This window comes from Inhella crocodyli, from assembly GCF_004004565.1.
GTDB lineage: Bacteria > Pseudomonadota > Gammaproteobacteria > Burkholderiales > Burkholderiaceae_C > Inhella > Inhella crocodyli.
The window spans coordinates 755,978-771,626 of the sequence record NZ_SACM01000001.1 but is presented as its reverse complement, the minus strand read 5'-3'; the positions used below and the strand labels follow the sequence as shown (position 1 = coordinate 771,626).

Annotated in this window: 15 protein-coding genes; 11 read left to right on the top strand and 4 right to left on the bottom strand. The window is 70.9% G+C overall.

Going from position 1 to position 15,649, the window contains the following annotated elements; all coding sequences use genetic code 11:
- Window positions 1–37: 37 nt before the first annotated feature.
- From EOD73_RS03620 to EOD73_RS03595, 6 genes are read left to right on the top strand one after another with little or no spacing between them, the layout of a single operon-like run.
- Window positions 38–790 (top strand): heparan-alpha-glucosaminide N-acetyltransferase, encoded by a 753-nt coding sequence (locus tag EOD73_RS03620; protein WP_240660579.1) that lies wholly within the window; start codon window positions 38–40, stop codon window positions 788–790.
- Entirely contained in the window at window positions 775–2,484 is a 1,710-nt protein-coding gene (locus EOD73_RS03615; protein ID WP_127680933.1) for a sensor domain-containing diguanylate cyclase, read from the top strand. The genes EOD73_RS03620 and EOD73_RS03615 overlap by 16 nt, the downstream gene beginning before the upstream one ends.
- 4 nt (window positions 2,485–2,488) lie before the next feature.
- Complete coding sequence (gene rlmB, locus EOD73_RS03610) at window positions 2,489–3,247, top strand: 23S rRNA (guanosine(2251)-2'-O)-methyltransferase RlmB (protein WP_127680931.1); 759 nt, start codon at window positions 2,489–2,491, stop codon at window positions 3,245–3,247.
- A 10-nt stretch (window positions 3,248–3,257) separates the two neighbouring features.
- Complete coding sequence (upp, locus tag EOD73_RS03605; protein WP_127680929.1) at window positions 3,258–3,887, top strand: uracil phosphoribosyltransferase; 630 nt, start codon at window positions 3,258–3,260, stop codon at window positions 3,885–3,887.
- Between the two features lie 15 nt (window positions 3,888–3,902).
- Window positions 3,903–4,277 carry an ankyrin repeat domain-containing protein gene (locus tag EOD73_RS03600; RefSeq protein WP_205702403.1) on the top strand — a complete coding sequence of 125 codons (375 nt, stop codon included), beginning with the start codon at window positions 3,903–3,905 and terminating at the stop codon, window positions 4,275–4,277.
- Between the two features lie 39 nt (window positions 4,278–4,316).
- Entirely contained in the window at window positions 4,317–4,703 is a 387-nt protein-coding gene (locus EOD73_RS03595; protein ID WP_127680927.1) for a hypothetical protein, read from the top strand.
- A gap of 9 nt (window positions 4,704–4,712) precedes the next feature.
- Here the strand turns inward: EOD73_RS03595 and EOD73_RS03590 are convergent, their stop codons facing one another.
- From EOD73_RS03590 to EOD73_RS03580, 3 genes are read right to left on the bottom strand one after another with little or no spacing between them, the layout of a single operon-like run.
- Window positions 4,713–5,249 carry a chromate transporter gene (locus EOD73_RS03590; RefSeq protein ID WP_127680925.1) on the bottom strand — a complete coding sequence of 179 codons (537 nt, stop codon included), beginning with the start codon at window positions 5,247–5,249 and terminating at the stop codon, window positions 4,713–4,715.
- A 22-nt stretch (window positions 5,250–5,271) separates the two neighbouring features.
- Entirely contained in the window at window positions 5,272–5,823 is a 552-nt protein-coding gene (locus EOD73_RS03585) for a chromate transporter (RefSeq protein ID WP_127680923.1), read from the bottom strand.
- Complete coding sequence (locus EOD73_RS03580; protein ID WP_127680921.1) at window positions 5,820–6,833, bottom strand: D-2-hydroxyacid dehydrogenase family protein; 1,014 nt, start codon at window positions 6,831–6,833, stop codon at window positions 5,820–5,822. The genes EOD73_RS03585 and EOD73_RS03580 overlap by 4 nt, the downstream gene beginning before the upstream one ends.
- A 191-nt stretch (window positions 6,834–7,024) precedes the next feature.
- Here EOD73_RS03580 and EOD73_RS03575 point away from each other — a divergent pair, with 191 nt between their 5' ends.
- The 4 genes from EOD73_RS03575 (at window position 7,025) to EOD73_RS03560 (ending at window position 13,984) form a co-directional block, all read left to right on the top strand.
- Window positions 7,025–8,929 (top strand): O-linked N-acetylglucosamine transferase, SPINDLY family protein, encoded by a 1,905-nt coding sequence (locus EOD73_RS03575; RefSeq protein WP_240660578.1) that lies wholly within the window; start codon window positions 7,025–7,027, stop codon window positions 8,927–8,929.
- Window positions 8,930–8,939: 10 nt separating this feature from the next.
- Complete coding sequence (locus EOD73_RS03570) at window positions 8,940–11,303, top strand: type I secretion system permease/ATPase (protein WP_127680919.1); 2,364 nt, start codon at window positions 8,940–8,942, stop codon at window positions 11,301–11,303.
- A complete protein-coding gene (locus EOD73_RS03565; protein ID WP_127680917.1) occupies window positions 11,300–12,490 on the top strand; it encodes a beta-barrel domain-containing protein in 1,191 nt (396 codons plus the stop codon). Before EOD73_RS03570 ends, EOD73_RS03565 begins: the two co-directional genes overlap by 4 nt.
- Window positions 12,491–12,580: 90 nt before the next feature.
- Window positions 12,581–13,984: a TolC family protein gene (locus tag EOD73_RS03560; RefSeq protein ID WP_127680915.1), complete on the top strand. Its 1,404-nt coding sequence runs from the start codon at window positions 12,581–12,583 to the stop codon at window positions 13,982–13,984.
- On the opposite strand, the gene EOD73_RS03555 is transcribed toward EOD73_RS03560, so the two are convergent.
- A complete protein-coding gene (locus EOD73_RS03555) occupies window positions 13,941–14,837 on the bottom strand; it encodes a transporter substrate-binding domain-containing protein (RefSeq protein ID WP_127680913.1) in 897 nt (298 codons plus the stop codon). The genes EOD73_RS03560 and EOD73_RS03555 overlap by 44 nt on opposite strands.
- A gap of 143 nt (window positions 14,838–14,980) precedes the next feature.
- On the opposite strand from EOD73_RS03555, the gene EOD73_RS03550 reads away from it, so the two are divergent.
- Window positions 14,981–15,649, top strand: a complete 669-nt coding sequence (locus EOD73_RS03550) for a class I SAM-dependent methyltransferase (RefSeq protein ID WP_164845938.1) — start codon at window positions 14,981–14,983, stop codon at window positions 15,647–15,649.

Sequence of the window (15,649 nt, the reverse complement as noted above, 5' to 3'; positions counted from 1 at the left end):
CGCGCAGATTATTGGAGCCGGCACAATCGCCCGGCCTATGCAAACACCAACCCCCTCCTTGGAGATGCGGCATGCGCGCCTCGATGCGTGGCGCGGCACGTGGATGGTGTGGATGGCGGCGTTTCACTTGGCCTTCGACCTGGCGCACTACCGCCTCATCGACGCCAACTTCTACGTCGATGCGCTGTGGACCACCCAGCGCACCCTCATCTTGAGTGGCTTCCTGTTCTGGGCGGGGTGGTCTCAGGGACTGGCCCTGGCGGCGGGGCAAAGCGGGCCGCGTTTCGCGCGCCGTTGGTTGCAGATTGCCGGGGCGGCGTGCCTGGTGAGCGTGGGGTCCAGTTGGATGTTCCCGAACAGCTGGATCAGCTTCGGGGTCTTGCACGCCTTTGCCCTGCTGCTGCCCGTGCTGCGCTGGGCCGGCCCCCACCTGCCCACGCCGGCCCTGGTGGGCGTGGCGGCCCTGGCCGTCGCCTTGCCGGCCCTGGTGCAGCACCCGGTGTTCGACAGCCGCTGGACGAACTGGGTGGGCCTGGTGACGCACAAGCCCATCACCGAAGACTTCGTGCCGGTGCTGCCGTGGGTGGCGCCGCTGCTGCTGGGTTTGGCGGCGGCGCGCAGCCCGCGCTGCCTGCGCCTCATGCAGGGCCCGCTGCCCGAAGGAGGCCTGGGGCGCCTGGCACGTGGGCTGGCGGCCTTGGGCCGCTGGCCGCTGAGCTTTTACCTGTTGCACCAGCCGGTGCTGTTGGCCGCCTTGTTGGGCGGTTTGTGGCTGTGGCGTTCGGCCTGATCCGGCTGGCCGCCTGGGCCCTGGCCGCGGCCTTGGCCTGCGGCGTGGCCACGGCGCGGGCCGACGCGCCCCGCAACGAGGCCCCCGTGACCGACGTGAGCTTGGGCGAGCCTTGGCTGATGGCCGAGACCGGCGCGCCGCTGACCTTGGCCGAGGCGCAGGCCGCATGGCGTGCGGGCGCCTTCCGGGAGGGCTTGCGGGGCAGCCTGGGCTTGGGCGCGCGTCCGCATTGGATGCGGGTGGAAGCGCACAACCCGCGCGCCTCGGCCTTGGGCATGCACTACCGCATTGGCATGTCCTGGCTGGACCGCGTCACCTTGCACGTGGTGCACGGCGGGTCCGTCCAAGCGTTCCGCCTGGGCGACGACCTGCCCGGGGCCTTGTACGTGGAGCCGGGATTGGGGATGGTGGTGCCGGTGACGCTGGCGCCAGGGCGCACCGAGCTGTGGGTGCGGGTCGACACGCCCGACCCGCTGCTGCTGAGCCCCCGCCTGTGGAGCAGCGACGAATTGGTGCGCACCAAGCGCGCCACGGCCTACGGCTATGGCGCGCTGTACGGTTACATCGGGGCGCTGGCGGTGTTCTTTGCCTTGCTCTGGCTCAGCCTGGGGGCGCAAAGCAACTCGGCCTACTCCGTGTACCTCTTGAGCTTCATCGCCCTGAACGTGGGCTACACCGGGCACGGCTGGTTCGGCCTGTGGCCGCAGGCGGTGGACTTGCAGCGCTACGTCAACCTCGTGCTGATGACCACCTTCGGCTCGGCCGGCATGGTTTTCGGCCTGCGCTACTTGGGCTTGGACGTGACGCGACCGCGACTGAGTCGGGGGCTGATGGGCTTTGCCGTCGTCGGCCTGGCTTCGGTGCCCTTGTGCGCCGTGTTCGGCGCGCACGAAGCGGCCGTGCTGGCCGCCTTCCCCTACACCTTGGTGGCCACGGCGGTGCCCGTGGTGCTGGGGGGCATGGTGGCCCTGCGGGCGCGGGGGCAAGACGTCAGTGCCAACTACTACCTGGCGGCCATCGTGTTTGGCTTGGGCGGGGCCGTGGTCACCACCCTGTCGGTCTGGGGCCTGCTGCCTTTCACCGTCAGCGGCTTCCATGCCCTGGAGGTCGGCGTGGCCCTGGAGGCCACGCTGCTGGCCCTGGGCCTGTCGCACCAGGTGCGAGACCGCGAGCGGGTGCGCCAGCAGGCCAGCCTGCAAGCCCGCACCGACGCGCTGACGGGCCTGCCCAACCGCCTGGCCTTCGAAGAGCGTGCCAGCTTGGCCTGGCGCCTCTCGGTGCGCCACCACCGCCCGCTCAGCGCCTTGGTGCTCGACGTCGACCGCTTCAAGGCCATCAACGACGAGTTGGGGCACCAGGCCGGGGACGACTGCCTGCGCTGGCTGGCGCGGCAAATCCAAGAGCAGTGCCGGGTCACCGACGTGCCCGTGCGCTGGGGCGGCGACGAGTTCGTGGTGCTGATGCCCGAGCTGGGCGCCGACGAGGCGGCGGCCATGGCCGAGCGGCTGCGGGCGGTGGCGCAGGCCCGGCCTGCCTCCGAGGGAGGCGCCCTGGGACTGAGCCTGGGCGTGGCCGAGCGCGGCCCCGACACCGCGACCCTGGAAGCGCTGCTGCACGCGGCCGATTGGGCACTGCTCCAGGCCAAGCGCGCCGGCCGGAATCGGGTGGCCATCGCGGGGCGGGACGTAGCATGACGCCATGACCGACAAGCCCCGTACCGTGCTCTTTGGCTTTCACGCCCTGAGCGCCCGCCTCAAGATCGCCCCCACCAGCATCGAAACGATCCTGGTCGACCCCAGCCGCCGCGACCACCGCATGCGCAGCCTGTTGGCCCGCGCCACCGAGGCCGGCGTCAAGGTCGTGGAGACCGAAGCCCTGCAACTCGACCGCCTGGCCCGCACCGACCGCCACCAAGGCGTGGTCGCCCGGGTGGAGGCGCTGAAGCCCCAGCACTCGCTGGACGACCTGTTGGACGAGGTGCAGGCCCGCGGCGAGAAGCCGCTGTTGTTGGTGCTGGACGGCGTCACCGACCCCCACAACCTGGGCGCCTGCCTGCGCGTGGCCGACGGTGCCGGGGCGCACGCGGTGCTCGCTCCCCGCGACCACGCCGTGGGCGTGAATGCCACCGTGGCCAAGGTGGCCAGTGGCGCCGCCGAAAGCGTGCCCTACCTGATGGTCACGAACCTGGCCCGCACCTTGGGCGAGTTGAAGGAGCGCGACATCGTGTGCGTCGGCACCTCCGACCAGGCCGAGGGCTCGCTCTACCAACTGCCGGCCGGCGAGCTGGCCGGCCCCGTGGCCTGGGTGCTGGGCGCCGAGGGCAAGGGCCTGCGCCAACTCACCGCCAAGACCTGCGACCGCCTGGTGAGCATCCCCATGCGCGGCGCCGTCGAAAGCCTCAACGTGTCGGTCGCGGCCGGCGTTTGCCTGTACGAATCGCTGCGCCAGCGCGGCTGAAGGAACCCCCATGCCCGTCATCGACGTCAAGCACCCGCTCGTCAAGCACAAGGTCGGCCTCATGCGCGAGGCCGACATTTCCACCAAGAAGTTCCGCGAACTGACCCAAGAGGTGGCCCGCCTGCTGGCCTACGAGGCCACGGCCGACTTCCCGACCGAAAAGGTCACCATCGAATGCTGGAGCGGCCCCACCGCCGTGGACCAAATCGCCGGCAAGAAGGTCACCGTGGTGCCCATCTTGCGCGCGGGGCTGGGCATGCTGGACGGCGTGCTCGACATCCTGCCCAACGCCAAGGTCAGCGTCGTCGGCCTGGCGCGCGACCACGAAACCCTCAAGCCGGTGAACTACTTCGACCGCTTCGTGGGCCAGTTGGACGAGCGCACCGCGCTCATCATCGACCCCATGCTGGCCACCGCCGGCAGCATGATTGCCACGATCGACCTGCTCAAAGCCCGCGGCTGCAAAGACATCCGCGCGCTGGTGCTGGTGGCAGCGCCCGAAGGCGTGAAGGCCCTGGAAGCAACGCACCCCGACGTGCGCTGCTGGACGGCCGCCATCGACAGCCACCTCAACGCCCAGGGCTACATCATTCCGGGCCTGGGCGACGCGGGCGACAAGATCTTTGGCACCAAGGAGTGAGCCGGAGCCCTGGCCATGTCCGGCGGTGATTGGAAGGAACTGTTTCAGGCCGCCTGCGACGGCGACTTGACGCTGCTGCGCCACCACGCCGAGCGCGGGGTCGACGTCAACTTCGCCCACCCCGAGTTTTTGTCCACGCCCCTGGTGGCCAGCATCTTGGCTGGCCAAGAGCCCGCGGCGCGTTGCCTGTTGGCGCATGGCGCCGACCCCTGCTTGGGCTCTGAGTTGGACGGCTTGACCCCTTGGCAAGCCGCCCATCGCATGGGCATGGACGCCTTGGCCCAGGACCTCCAAGCCTTGGGCGCTGAGCCGCGCCTGCCGAGGGTCGCCGAGGCATCGTACCGCCCTGGGTGGGCTTGGTGGAATTGGTTTCAGCGCCGGGCGGTGTGAGTCACCGCGTTCAGTTGGGAGTGGCCCATGGCGAGTCGCATGCCTGTTTCACCTGCAACGGCCAGGCCGGCGCGGCCGCTTGGGCGCCGTCGCGCGTGGCTTTGCGCCGCATGGCTGTTCATCGCAGGCCTGCACAGCACCGCCGCGGCGCAAGCCGACGCGCTGTTGGGCACCTGGCAGTTGGTGCACGACGTCGAGCGGCCGGGCTACACCGACGACTTCATGGACTTCGAGCGACAGGGCAAAGCGGTGCTGAGAAGCTCGAAAGGGGTCTACGCCCGCTGCACCTACCAAGCCGACGCCAAGGGCGTGAGCCTGCTGTGCCCGGTCAAGGGCAGCACCAAGGGCTTGGCCTTGCGCTGGGCGGAAGGGCGCCGCAGTCTCGTGAACCCGCTGGGCGACGTCTACCAACGCAGCACGCGCTGAGTCTTCGGCTCAGACCCAGCCCAACGCGCCGGCCGCGGCGCCCACGGCCAGCCACGCCAGCGGTGGCCACTTGGGGCGCCACGCGCTGCCCAGGGCCACAGCGGCCAGCAGGGCGAAGCCCAGCCAACGGCCTTCGCTCAAGTACGGGCGGGCCAGCACCACGCAGCCGGCCAGGGTCAGGCCCAGCACCAGCGGGGCGCAGCCCAGCTGGAAGGCGCGCAGGAGGCGGCTGTCGTGGTGTTGGCGGGCCCAGGCGCTGAAGCGCCAGACCAGCAGGGTGGAGGGCAACAAGATCCCGCCCAGGCAGGCGATGAGGCCCAGCGGGCCGGCGGCCATCCAGCCCAGCACCGCCACCACCAGGATGTTCGGGCCGGGCATGGCCTGCCCCAGGGCCACGCCCTGGGCAAAGCCAGCGTCGCTGAGCCCGTGGCGCTCCACCACCAGCAGGCGGTGGGTGTCGGCCAGGATGGCGCTGACGCCGCCCACCGACAGCAGGGACAGCAGCGCGAACTGCGCACTGAGGTGCAAGAACTCAAGGCCGCTCACCGGCTTGCCTTCCGAAGCCGGCTCATGGCAGCAGACGCCGCCACGCCAGCGCCATGCCCAGGCCGCCCACGCCCAGCACCACCCAGCCCAGCGGCCAGCGCGCCCAGGCGCTCAGGGCCAGGGCGCCCAGGGCCAGCCCGAAGCCCCAGGCGGCCCCCAGGGGCGTGCGGCGCAGGGGGGCGACGAGCTTCCAGCAGGTGCCCAGCAGCAGGCCGGCGGCCACCACGCCCATGCCGCGCAAAGCGCCTTGCACCTCGGGGCGGTGCACCTGGGCGAGCACCAGGCCCATCAGGCCCAGCGCCAGCAGGCCGGGCACCAGCAACATCCCGCCCAAGACGGCCAGCACCCCGCGCCAGCCGAAGCACTGCTCGCCCAGCATCAGGGCCAGGTTGATGACGTTGGGGCCGGGCAGCACCTGGGCCGTGCCGAGCAGGGCCAAGAATTCGTCGTCGTCCAGCCAACGCTCGCGCTCCACGAACTCGTGCCGGGCCACGGCCAAGATGCCGCCAAAGCCTTGCAAGGCGAGCCGGTTGCAGACCCGGGCCAGGTGCCAGGGCGACGCCGGGGGCCTCATCGGGCGTGGCGCAAGGCCTCGGGGTTGACCAGGCCGCTGGGCGTGCCCCGCACGAAATTGACCACGTGCTGGAAGGCCTCGCCGAAGTACTTCTCGTAGCTGTCCTGCTCGACGTAGCCGATGTGCGGCGTGCACACCGCGTTTTCCAGGCGCAGCAAGGGGTGGCCTTGCAGGATGGGCTCGCTCTCGAAGACGTCGATCGCGGCCATGCCGGGCCGGCCGCGGTTCAAGGCCGAGACCAGGGCGTTTTCCACCACCAATTCGGCCCGCGAGGTGTTGACGAACAGCGCCGTGGGCTTCATCAAGGCCAGGTCTTCGGGCGTGACGAGGCCCCGCGTGGCGGCGTTCAAACGCAGGTGCAGGGTCAGCACGTCGCTGCTGGCGAAGAAGGCCTCGCGGCTCTCGGGCACCTCGAGCCCATCGGCCAGGGCCTTGAGCCTGGAGGCTTCGCTGCCCCAGACCTGCACCTGCATGCCGAAAGCCCGGCCGTAGCCGGCCACCAGTTGGCCGATGCGGCCGTAGCCCCACACGCCCAGGCGCTTGCCCTTGAGCACCATGCCGATGCCGAAGTTGGGCGGCATCGAAGCCGCCTTGAGGCCCGACTGCTGCCAGGCCCCGTGCTTGAGGTTGCCGATGTACTGCGGCAGCCGCCGCATGGCGGCCAGCGTCAGCGCCCAGGTCAGCTCGGCCGCCGCGGTCGGGGAGCCTTCGCCTTCGGCCACGGCGATGCCCAGGCGCGTGCAGGCCTCCACGTCCACGTGGGGCCCGACCTTGCCGGTTTGGACGATGAGCTTGAGGCGGGGCAGCTTCTCCAGCAGCAGCCGGGGAAAGGCGGTGCGCTCGCGGATCAGCACCAGGGCCTCGGCGTCCCGCAGGCGCACCGACAGCTGGCCCACGCCTTTGACGGTGTTGGTGAACACCTTGGCCTGGATGCCCTCGACGTCCAGCGTGGCCGAGCAGCGCAGCTTGCGCACGGCGTCTTGGTAGTCGTCGAGGATGATCACGTTCATGGCGGCGGGCATTGTGCCGCCGCCCCTGGGGGCTTCCCCATGGGGCCTGCCCGGGTGCGGGCAGGCTGGGCGAAGCGGCGCGGGGCCGGCAGATGTTGGCAAATGCCAGGGGCTTGCCCGCCAATTCGTCGGGCGGGGTGGGGGCCCGGCGCCTAACATCGACAGGACCGGGATTGCGCCCAGGTTCCGCCATGCCATCCAGCAACGCATCAAGCAACGTCCTCCCCCTCCAGCCCGTCGCCGCCCAGCCGCCCGAGCCCCAGGCTTCCTTGGCCCTGGCCGCCTCGGGGCAGTGGCCCCTGGGCGACTTGATGGCCAAGGCCAACGCCTGGCAAGCGGCGGGGCGCCTGGACCTGGCGGCCCTGCTGTACGAGACCTGGATCGCCAAGACCGACACGCCGCACCAGGCCCTGGCCCTGTTCAATTGGGGCACCTTGCTGGGCAGCCTGTTCCAGCACGCGAAGGCCGAAGCCGCTTACCGGCGGGCGCTGTCCGTCAAGCCCGATTTCGCGCAGGCCCAGCTCAACCTGGCGCACCAGTTGGAGCACCAGGGCAAGCCCGACGAGGCCTTGGCGCAGTGGCGCGCGGTGTTCGACGGCATCGCCCAGCTCGATTGCGTCGGCGCCGACGCCCTGGACCTGCAACTGCACGCGATGAACAACTCAGCGCGCCTGCTGGAGCAGCTCAAGCGCTACGACGAGGCCGAGGCACTGATGCACCGCAGCCTCTTGCTCAAGCCGGGGCAGGGCGACGTCATCCAGCACTGGGTGCACATCCGCCAGAAGCAGTGCGAGTGGCCGGTGCACCAGCCCTTCGGAGAGGTCAGCGAGAACGCGCTGTGGGTGCACACCTCGTTGCTGGCCATGCTCTCGGCCAGCGACGAACCGGCCATGCAATTGCTCACCGCCCAGCGCTTCGTGCACGAGAAGGTGCAAAAGCCCAGTGGCAAGCCTTACCACCGGCTGCACGGACCGGCGCGGCGCGAAGGGCGCATCCGCATCGGTTACGCCTCGGGCGACCTGTGCATGCACGCCGTGGGGCTGCTCACCGCCGAGTTGTACGAGTTGCACGACAAGCAACGCTTCGAGCTCTTCGCCTTCGACTGGGGCCGCGAAGACGGCACGGCGCTGCGCGCGCGCATCAAGCGCAGCTTCGAGCACTGGGACAGCCTGCATGGCGTCAGCGACGACGAGGCCGCCCAGCGCATCGCCAAGGCCGGCATCGACGTGCTGGTGGACCTGCAAGGGCTCACCAGCGGTGCCCGCCCCAACATCCTCGTGAACCGGCCCGCGCCGGTGCAGGTCAGCTACCTGGGCTTGCCCGCCACCTCGGCCGTGCCCGGGGTGGATTGGATGCTGGCCGACCGCTACGTCATGCAGCCCGAGTACCTGCGCTACTGCAGCGAGCGGCCGCTCTACCTCAACACCTGCTACCAAGTGAGTGATCGCCAGCGCGAGATCGGCGCCCCGCCCACCCGCGCGCAGTACCAACTGCCCGAAGGCGCCTTCGTCTTCGCCAGCTTCAACAACAACCACAAGTACAGCCAAGAGATGGTGGCCTGCTGGATGCGCGTGCTGCACCAGGTGCCGGGCTCGGTGCTCTGGCTGTTGGCCGACAACCGCTGGGCCGAGGCCAACCTGCGCGCGGCCGCGCAAGCGCACGGCGTGGCGCCCGAGCGCTTGGTGTTTGCCCCGCGCGTGCTGCCGGCCGACTACCTGGCGCGCTTCGCCCTGGCCGACCTGGTGCTGGACACCTTTCCCTACAACGCCGGCACCACCGCCAGCGATTGCCTGTGGGCCGGCGCGCCCATCCTCACGCTCAGCGGCCAGAGCTACATCAGCCGCATGTGCGGCAGCCTGCTCACCCACGTGGGCCTGCCCGACCTGATCGCCACCAGCCTGGCCGAGTACGAGCGCCTGGCGGTGCAGATCGGCCGCAACCCGGCTCGGTCTGCCTCGTACAAGCGCTACCTGGCCGAGCATGGCCGGCACAGCGCGCTGTTCGACGTGCCGGCCATCGTGCGCGAGATCGAGCGCGTGTTCGAGCGCCTGGCCACCCAGGCCCGGGCCGGCCTGCCGCTGAACCCCGAGGCCTGAGCCCCGCACCATGGCCAACCGCCCCGACTTCTTCGACGAACCGGCCGCCCCGCGCGGCCGTTCGCCCTTGCAGGTCGCGGCGGTGGGCACCGGGGCCGAGGGGGCGGCCGCACCGGCCCCGGCCGCCGCGCCGCGCCCCAGCGGCAGCACCGATCCCCTGCTGCAGTGCATCGCGTGGCTGACGGCCCACCACGGGCGGGCCCGCAGCCCCGAGAGCCTGCGCGCCGGCCAACCGGTGGACGGCCGCGTGATGCCGGACCAGGCCCTGCGCTTGCTGCGCGAGGCCGGCTACAACGCCGGCCTGTTGCCCAAGCGCATCGCCGACATCAACCCTTTGCTGCTGCCGGCCATCCTGTTGCTGGGCGAGGGCGACGCCTGCGTGCTGGTGGCGCGCGACCCCGATAGCGAGCGCTTTCAGGTCGTTTTCCCGGATGCCGATGGGGCCATGGGCCAGCCGGCCGCCGCCACGGCGGCCGAGCTGGAGCAGGCCTACAGCGGCTTCGTGCTGGTGGCCACGCCCAAGGAGGAAAGCGCCAGCAGCCGCAGCGAAGCCGCCGACGGCAGCGACCCGGCCAAGCACTGGCTCTGGGGCACCTTGCGGCGCTTCGTGCCCTACTACCGGGCCTCGATGCTGGCGGCCTTGCTGTCCAACGTGTTGCTCTTGGTGACGGGCCTGGTGACCTCGGTCATCTTCGACAAGGTCATCCCCCACAACGCCACCACCACCCTGTGGACCCTGGCCGTGGGCGCGGCCATCGCGCTGGCCTTCGACCTGTTCGCCCGCCAGCTGCGCAGCCACCTGCTGGACCTGGCCGGCCGCAAGGCCGACCTGCTCATCGGCGCCGAGTTGTTCCGCCGCACCCTGGGCGTGCGCATGGAGCACCGGCCGGAGAGCGCGGGCTCGTACGCGCACTACTTGGCGCAGGTGGAGGTGGTGCGCGACTTCTGCGCCTCGGCCTCGCTGTCGGTGCTGACCGATTTGCCCTTCGTGCTGCTGTTCGTCGCGATGACCTTCGTGCTCGCGGGGCAGCTGGGCTGGGTCCTGGCCCTGGCCGTGCCGCTCATCCTGGCCGTGACGGTCTACATGCAGCTGCGGGTGCGGCGCAACGTCAGCAAGCACCTGGCCGAGCAGGCCGACTTGCAGGGCACCTTGGTGGAGGCCGTGGAAGGCCTGGAAGACCTCAAGACCGCCGGCGCCCAGGGCCGCTTCCTGCGTCGCTACGAGATGAGCAGTGCCATCGCCGCCGAGCACAGCCTGCGCATGCGCGCCGTCTCGGCCTTGGCCAGCAACCTGTCCATGACGATGCAGCAGGGCCTGACCATCGTGATGCTGGTGTGGGGCGTGTACCTGATCCAGGATGGGCTCCTGAGCAGCGGCGCCCTGGTGGGGGCCGTGATGTTCGCCGGTCGCGCCCTGGCGCCGTTGTCAAGCCTGGTGAGCCTGGCCACGCGCTACCAAGGGGCGCGGGCCGCCATGCTCAACATCGACCGGCTGATGAAGCGCCCCCAGGAGCGCGACGCGGCCAAGGCCTACGTTTCCATCCAGCAGGCCCAGGGCCGGCTGAGCCTCAACGAGGTTGGCTTTTGCTACCCCCTGCCGCCCGGCGTGCAGGGCAATCCCCCCAAGGTGCTCAAGGGCGTGAACCTGCGCATCGAGCCGGGCGAGCGCGTGGCCGTGCTCGGCCGCATCGGCTCGGGCAAGAGCACGGTGCTGCGCCTGCTGGCCGGCCTCTACCAGCCCACCGAGGGCCAGGTCGACTTCGATGGCATCGACTTGCGCCAGGTCGACCCCGCCGAGTTCCGCGCCCGCATGGGCTTCGTCGGCCAGGAGCCGCGCCTGTTCCACGGCACGCTGCGCGACAACGTCACCATGGGCCGCGGCGACATCGACGCCGCCCGCCTGGTGGAGGTCGCCCGCCTGACGGGCCTGGACCGCTTGGTGGCCAGCCACCCGCAGGGCTGGGACCTGCACGTGGGCGAGATGGGCGGCCTGCTCAGCGGCGGTCAGCGCCAGCTGGTGGCCTTGGCCCGGGCGCTGGTGCACCAGCCGCAGGTGCTGCTGATGGACGAGCCCACCAGCAGCATGGACGCACAAAGCGAACTCGTTTTCTTGCGCCAACTGCGCGAGGCCCTGCACCAGAACGGCGGCTGCACGCTGGTGGTCGTCACCCACCGCCCGGCGGTGCTGGAGCTGGTGGGGCGCATCGTGGTGGTGGACAACGGCAAGATCGTCATGGACGGCGCGCGCGACGCCGTGCTGGCCGCGCTGAGCGGGGCCAAGCCGAGCCAAACCGCGCCGGGTGAAACCGCCGAGGCGGCCAAGGTTCGCATCCACCCGGCGTCGCAGCCCGTGCAGCGCTCGCCCTCGGTATGAGCGACGAGCGCCAGTACCTGAGCAGCCTGCAGGCCGCGCAAACGGCCGAGGCCCTGCCCAAGGCCACCTGGGCGCTCTACCTGATGATCGCCTTCGTGGTCTGCTTCATCGGCTGGGCCGCTTGGGCGCAGGTCGACGAGGTGGCGCGCGCCGAAGGCCGCCTGGTGCCCGACGGCAAAGAACAGGTCATCGCCAGCCTGGAGCCGGGGCTCTTGGGCGAATTGTTGGTGCGCGAGGGCCAGCAAGTCGTCGCCGGCCAGGAGCTGGTGCGCCTCGACCCAACCCGCGTGGAGGCGGCCGAGAACGAGGGCGCTTTGCGGCGCCTGGCGCTCATGGCCACCGCCGCCCGGCTGAGCGCCGAGGCCAACGGCACGGCCCTGAGCTTCCCGCCCGAGCTGAAAGAGGGCCCACGCTTCCAGCAGGCCGAGCGCGAGAGCTTCGAGGCCCGCCGCCGCGCCTTGGACGACGGCCTGGCGGGCTTGAGCCGCTCCATCGGCCTGGTGGAGCGCGAGCTGGCGATGGCGCGCCAAATGGCCCAGCAGGGCCTGATGAGCAATGTCGAGGTCATGCGCCTGACGCGCCAGGTCAGCGAGTTGCAGGCCAGCCGCAGCCAGCAGCTGAGCCGCTTTCGCCAAGATGCCGCCGCCGAACTGGTGAAGGTCAAGAACGAGCTGGCGGTGATCGAAGAGCAGATGGTCGTTCGCCAAGACCAGCTCAAGCGCACCACGCTCACCAGCCCGGTGGCGGGCGTCGTCAAGAGCATCAAGGTCAACACCGTCGGCGGCGTGGTCACCTCGGGCGCGCCCATCATGGAGATCGCGCCCATCGGCGGGCGCGTCATCGTCGAGGCCCGGGTCAAGCCCAAGGACGTGGGCTTCGTCACGCTCGACCAAGCGGCCGAGGTCAAGCTCTCGGGCTACGACTACAGCCTCTACGGCGGTCTGCACGCCAAGGTCAACTACATCAGCCCCGACGCCTTTGGCGACCCGGACAAAAACCCCGACGCGAGCTACTACCGCGTGCTGGTGGTGGCCGACCGCAACACCCTCAAGCCGGTGCGGGGCGAGCCGGCCCCGCTGATCCCCGGCATGGCCGCCACGGTCGAGATCAAGACCGGCCAGCGCTCGGTGCTCAGCGTGCTGTTGCGGCCGATGCTCAAGAGCCAAGAAGCGCTGCGCGAGAGGTGAGGGCGCAAAGCCCTGTTTTTCGGCGCACAGGCCGGGGGCTTGGCGTGGTGCAGTAACGCCTGTCGCTTTCCGTCCTCCGGACCCGTCGCCATGCGTGCCTTGTTGTTGATGCTCAGCCTGTGCCTGGCCCTGGGGCCCGCCCACGCCCAGCGCGCGGCCAAGAAAAAGCCCAAGGCGCCACCGGCGGTGCCCGTGGCCCCCGCCGCCCCGAGCGGCGTGCGCTGCGGCGGCGACGACGAGGCCCTGCGCCCCGCTGCGGCGGGTGCGGCCAACCCGGCCCAGGCGGTGCAGGCGCAGAGCGACCCCCGCGCCTACCTCCTCCAGGTGGCCGACAGCGCCGTGCAGCGCAGCCGCAGCGTCAACGTGGCGCAACTGCTGGAGGCCGCGGCCCGGGACGACCTGCGCGACGCCCAGGCCGCCAGCCTGCCCCAGATGCAGCTCAACCTGACCGGGGGCTACGGCGGCAGCCACTTGAACGGCGTGAACCTCTCCAGCGGCGTTGAAGCCCGCGCCGCCTTGCAGATCGGCGGGCCGCTGTGGGATTGGGGCCGCCAGAAGCAATTGGTCGAGTGGCGCCGGCAACTGGGCGAAGCCGCCGCCGCGGGCCGCGCCAACGCCGCCGAGCAGGTGGCCCTGCAGGCCGTGAGCCTGAGCCTGGACCGCAGCCGCTACAGCCTGCAATCGCAGGTCTACGGCCAGTACGTGCGCAAGATGGCCTGCTTGGTCGAGGCCCTGCAGACGATCACCCAGCTCGACCCGGGGCGCGCCAGCGAGCTGGTGCAGGCGCAGAAGAACCAGCAGCAGGCCGAGTTGGCGCTGGCCACCACGCAGGACCTGCTCAAGAGCAACGAGACGCGGCTGCGCCGCTTGGTGGGCGATCCGCTGCCGCCGGTGGGCAGCCTTTCGGCGGTGCTGGCGCAACTGCCCGATTTGGGCCTGCTGCAGAAAGACCTGTTGGCCGCCCCCGATGTCGGTGCCGCCACCGCCCAGGCCCTGGCCGCGCAGCGCCTGGCCGAGGCCACCGCCGCCGGACAAAAGCCCCAGGTGAGCTGGCTGGGCAGCGCCAACGCCGCAGCGGGCAACGGACGGCGGGTGGACTACATCGGCGGCGTGCAGGTCACCGTGCCGCTGTGGCGCGCCACCGACGAGCCCCAACTGAGCGCCGCCCGCCGCCGGGCCGAGGCCGCCAACGCGCAGCGCGACGAAGCCCTGGACGCCAAGACCTGGCGCCTCACCGAAATCCACGAGGCCGCCGGCAACAGCCTGGACCGCGCCAAGCGGATTGCCGAGTTGCTGCGCGCCAGCCAGCAGTTGCGCGCGGCCACCCTGCAGCAGTGGCAGCAACTGGGGCGTCGATCGCTCTTCGACGTGATGGGCGCGGAGGCCGATTACTACAGCCTGCGCGTGGCCCAGATCAACGCGCTCTACGACGCCCAGCAGGCCGTGGCCGTCATGGGCTCGATGGGCCGCGGCGTGACGGCTTTGCTGCGCTGAGCGGCGGGGTCGGCACCGGGCGCATCCAACCCTCCAGCGGCAAGCCGGCGTAGGCCTCGACCGTCAAGGTCCACACGCGCTGCGACAGGCGGGGGTCGCGGAACATCTGCATCAGGTGGCGTCGGTCGGGCTCGGCCAGGGCTTGCCGCGACAGGTAGACCCCCGTTTCCGACCAATCGAAGTCCTGCAGCGCGTCCACGCGCAACTGGTCGGCGAGCGGGCTGATGCGATCGTCGCCTTGCAAGGCGCCCCACATGATGGTGGGCGTCATCACCGTCAGGTCGGCCATGCCCGCCTGCAGCACGCGGGCCACGGCCACGGCATCGACCTCCTCCACCAAGCGCCCGGCCTGCCGCAGTTGCGCCAGCACCTCGCGGTAGCGCTCGCCAAAGTCGAAGCCCCGCACGACCGCCAGCCGCAGTTCCTTGCGGGCCAGCACCTGGTCCAGGTCGCTCAGGTAGAGCCGGCGGCCGCCCAGGCTGATGGCGGCCGGGCGGGCCTGCAGCAGCGGCACGAAGTCGCCCCAGGCGTCGCGGCGGCTGCTGCGGCTGGCAGGGATCATCAGGTCGGCGTGGCCGTTCTCGAGCAACAGCTCTTGGCGGGCCCGCGGCACCGGGCTGAATTGCAGCTCGCAGCCTTGCTGGACCGCCCACTCGCGCAGCACCGTAGGGTACACGCCGCCCACTTGGCCGGCGTCCACCGTCACCCCCAGGCCGATGGGCGCCACCGGGGCCTGCAGCGGGCGGCTGCATCGGGCCTGCGCCGCCGCGGCGACGCACAGGGCCACCAGGCCGAAGGCGACGCCTCGGCAAGCGCGCCAGCGGGCGGGCCGGGACCGGAGAGCGTTGGGCATCACAGCGTTCATGTCCTCGTGGGGGCGTTGACCGGGCAGCGATGAACGATAACGGCTGGCGGCCGACCCCCGGGCTTTTTTCGGGATCTCCGACTGCATTGAACGGCTATGGTTCGGCCTCCTCGGCCTCTCGCGCCCACGGCATGAAGCAAACCCCTGCGCACGACAACGTCAACCTCGACCTGCTGGCCCACATCCCGGCTGGCAGCCGCCGCATCGTGGAGGTCGGTTGTGCCAACGGGGCCATGGCGCGCGCCTGGCGCAGCCAGCACCCGGACAGCCATTACGTGGGCATCGACATCGACCCCGACTACGCCGCGCGCGCCGCCGCCCATTGCCAGCGGGCCTTTGCCGCCGACGTGGAGCAGCTCGACGATGCCGCCTTGGCCGACCTGTTCCCCAGCGACTGCTGGGTGTTCGGCGACTGCTTGGAGCACCTGCGCGACCCTTGGCGCATGCTCAGCCGCATCCGCGAGCGCATCGACGCCGACGGCAGCCTGGTCACTTGCATCCCCAACGCCCAGCACTGGAGCGTGCAGTGGCGCCTGCTCAGCGGCCAGTTCCGCTACGAAGACCAAGGCCTGATGGACCGCACCCACATCCGCTGGTTCACGCGCCAAACCATGCTGGAGATGTTCGCCAGCACCGGCTGGCGGGTCGAAGCCGGCGTGTCGCGCCAGGTGCCCGCGCCGCAGCAGGCCCAAGCCCTGGCGGCGGTGGGCGCCTTTGCCAGTGCCTTCGGCCTGGACCCGGCGCAGGCGCAGCAGGACGCCACCCCCATCCAGTACGTGTTCCGCCTGCGGCCGGCTTGA

Bases quoted from the DNA above. Each gene is read 5' to 3' on its own strand.
- EOD73_RS03555 (WP_127680913.1), bottom strand. From the start codon at position 14,837: ATGCCCAACGCTCTCCGGTCCCGGCCCGCCCGCTGGCGCGCTTGCCGA.
- EOD73_RS03570 (WP_127680919.1), top strand. From the start codon at position 8,940: ATGGCCAACCGCCCCGACTTCTTCGACGAACCGGCCGCCCCGCGCGGC.
- upp (WP_127680929.1), top strand. From the start codon at position 3,258: ATGCCCGTCATCGACGTCAAGCACCCGCTCGTCAAGCACAAGGTCGGC.
- EOD73_RS03575 (WP_240660578.1), top strand. From the start codon at position 7,025: ATGCCATCCAGCAACGCATCAAGCAACGTCCTCCCCCTCCAGCCCGTC.
- EOD73_RS03585 (WP_127680923.1), bottom strand. From the start codon at position 5,823: ATGAGGCCCCCGGCGTCGCCCTGGCACCTGGCCCGGGTCTGCAACCGG.
- EOD73_RS03565 (WP_127680917.1), top strand. From the start codon at position 11,300: ATGAGCGACGAGCGCCAGTACCTGAGCAGCCTGCAGGCCGCGCAAACG.
- EOD73_RS03595 (WP_127680927.1), top strand. From the start codon at position 4,317: ATGCCTGTTTCACCTGCAACGGCCAGGCCGGCGCGGCCGCTTGGGCGC.
- EOD73_RS03550 (WP_164845938.1), top strand. From the start codon at position 14,981: ATGAAGCAAACCCCTGCGCACGACAACGTCAACCTCGACCTGCTGGCC.
- EOD73_RS03580 (WP_127680921.1), bottom strand. From the start codon at position 6,833: ATGAACGTGATCATCCTCGACGACTACCAAGACGCCGTGCGCAAGCTG.
- EOD73_RS03620 (WP_240660579.1), top strand. From the start codon at position 38: ATGCAAACACCAACCCCCTCCTTGGAGATGCGGCATGCGCGCCTCGAT.
- EOD73_RS03560 (WP_127680915.1), top strand. From the start codon at position 12,581: ATGCGTGCCTTGTTGTTGATGCTCAGCCTGTGCCTGGCCCTGGGGCCC.
- rlmB (WP_127680931.1), top strand. From the start codon at position 2,489: ATGACCGACAAGCCCCGTACCGTGCTCTTTGGCTTTCACGCCCTGAGC.
- EOD73_RS03600 (WP_205702403.1), top strand. From the start codon at position 3,903: ATGTCCGGCGGTGATTGGAAGGAACTGTTTCAGGCCGCCTGCGACGGC.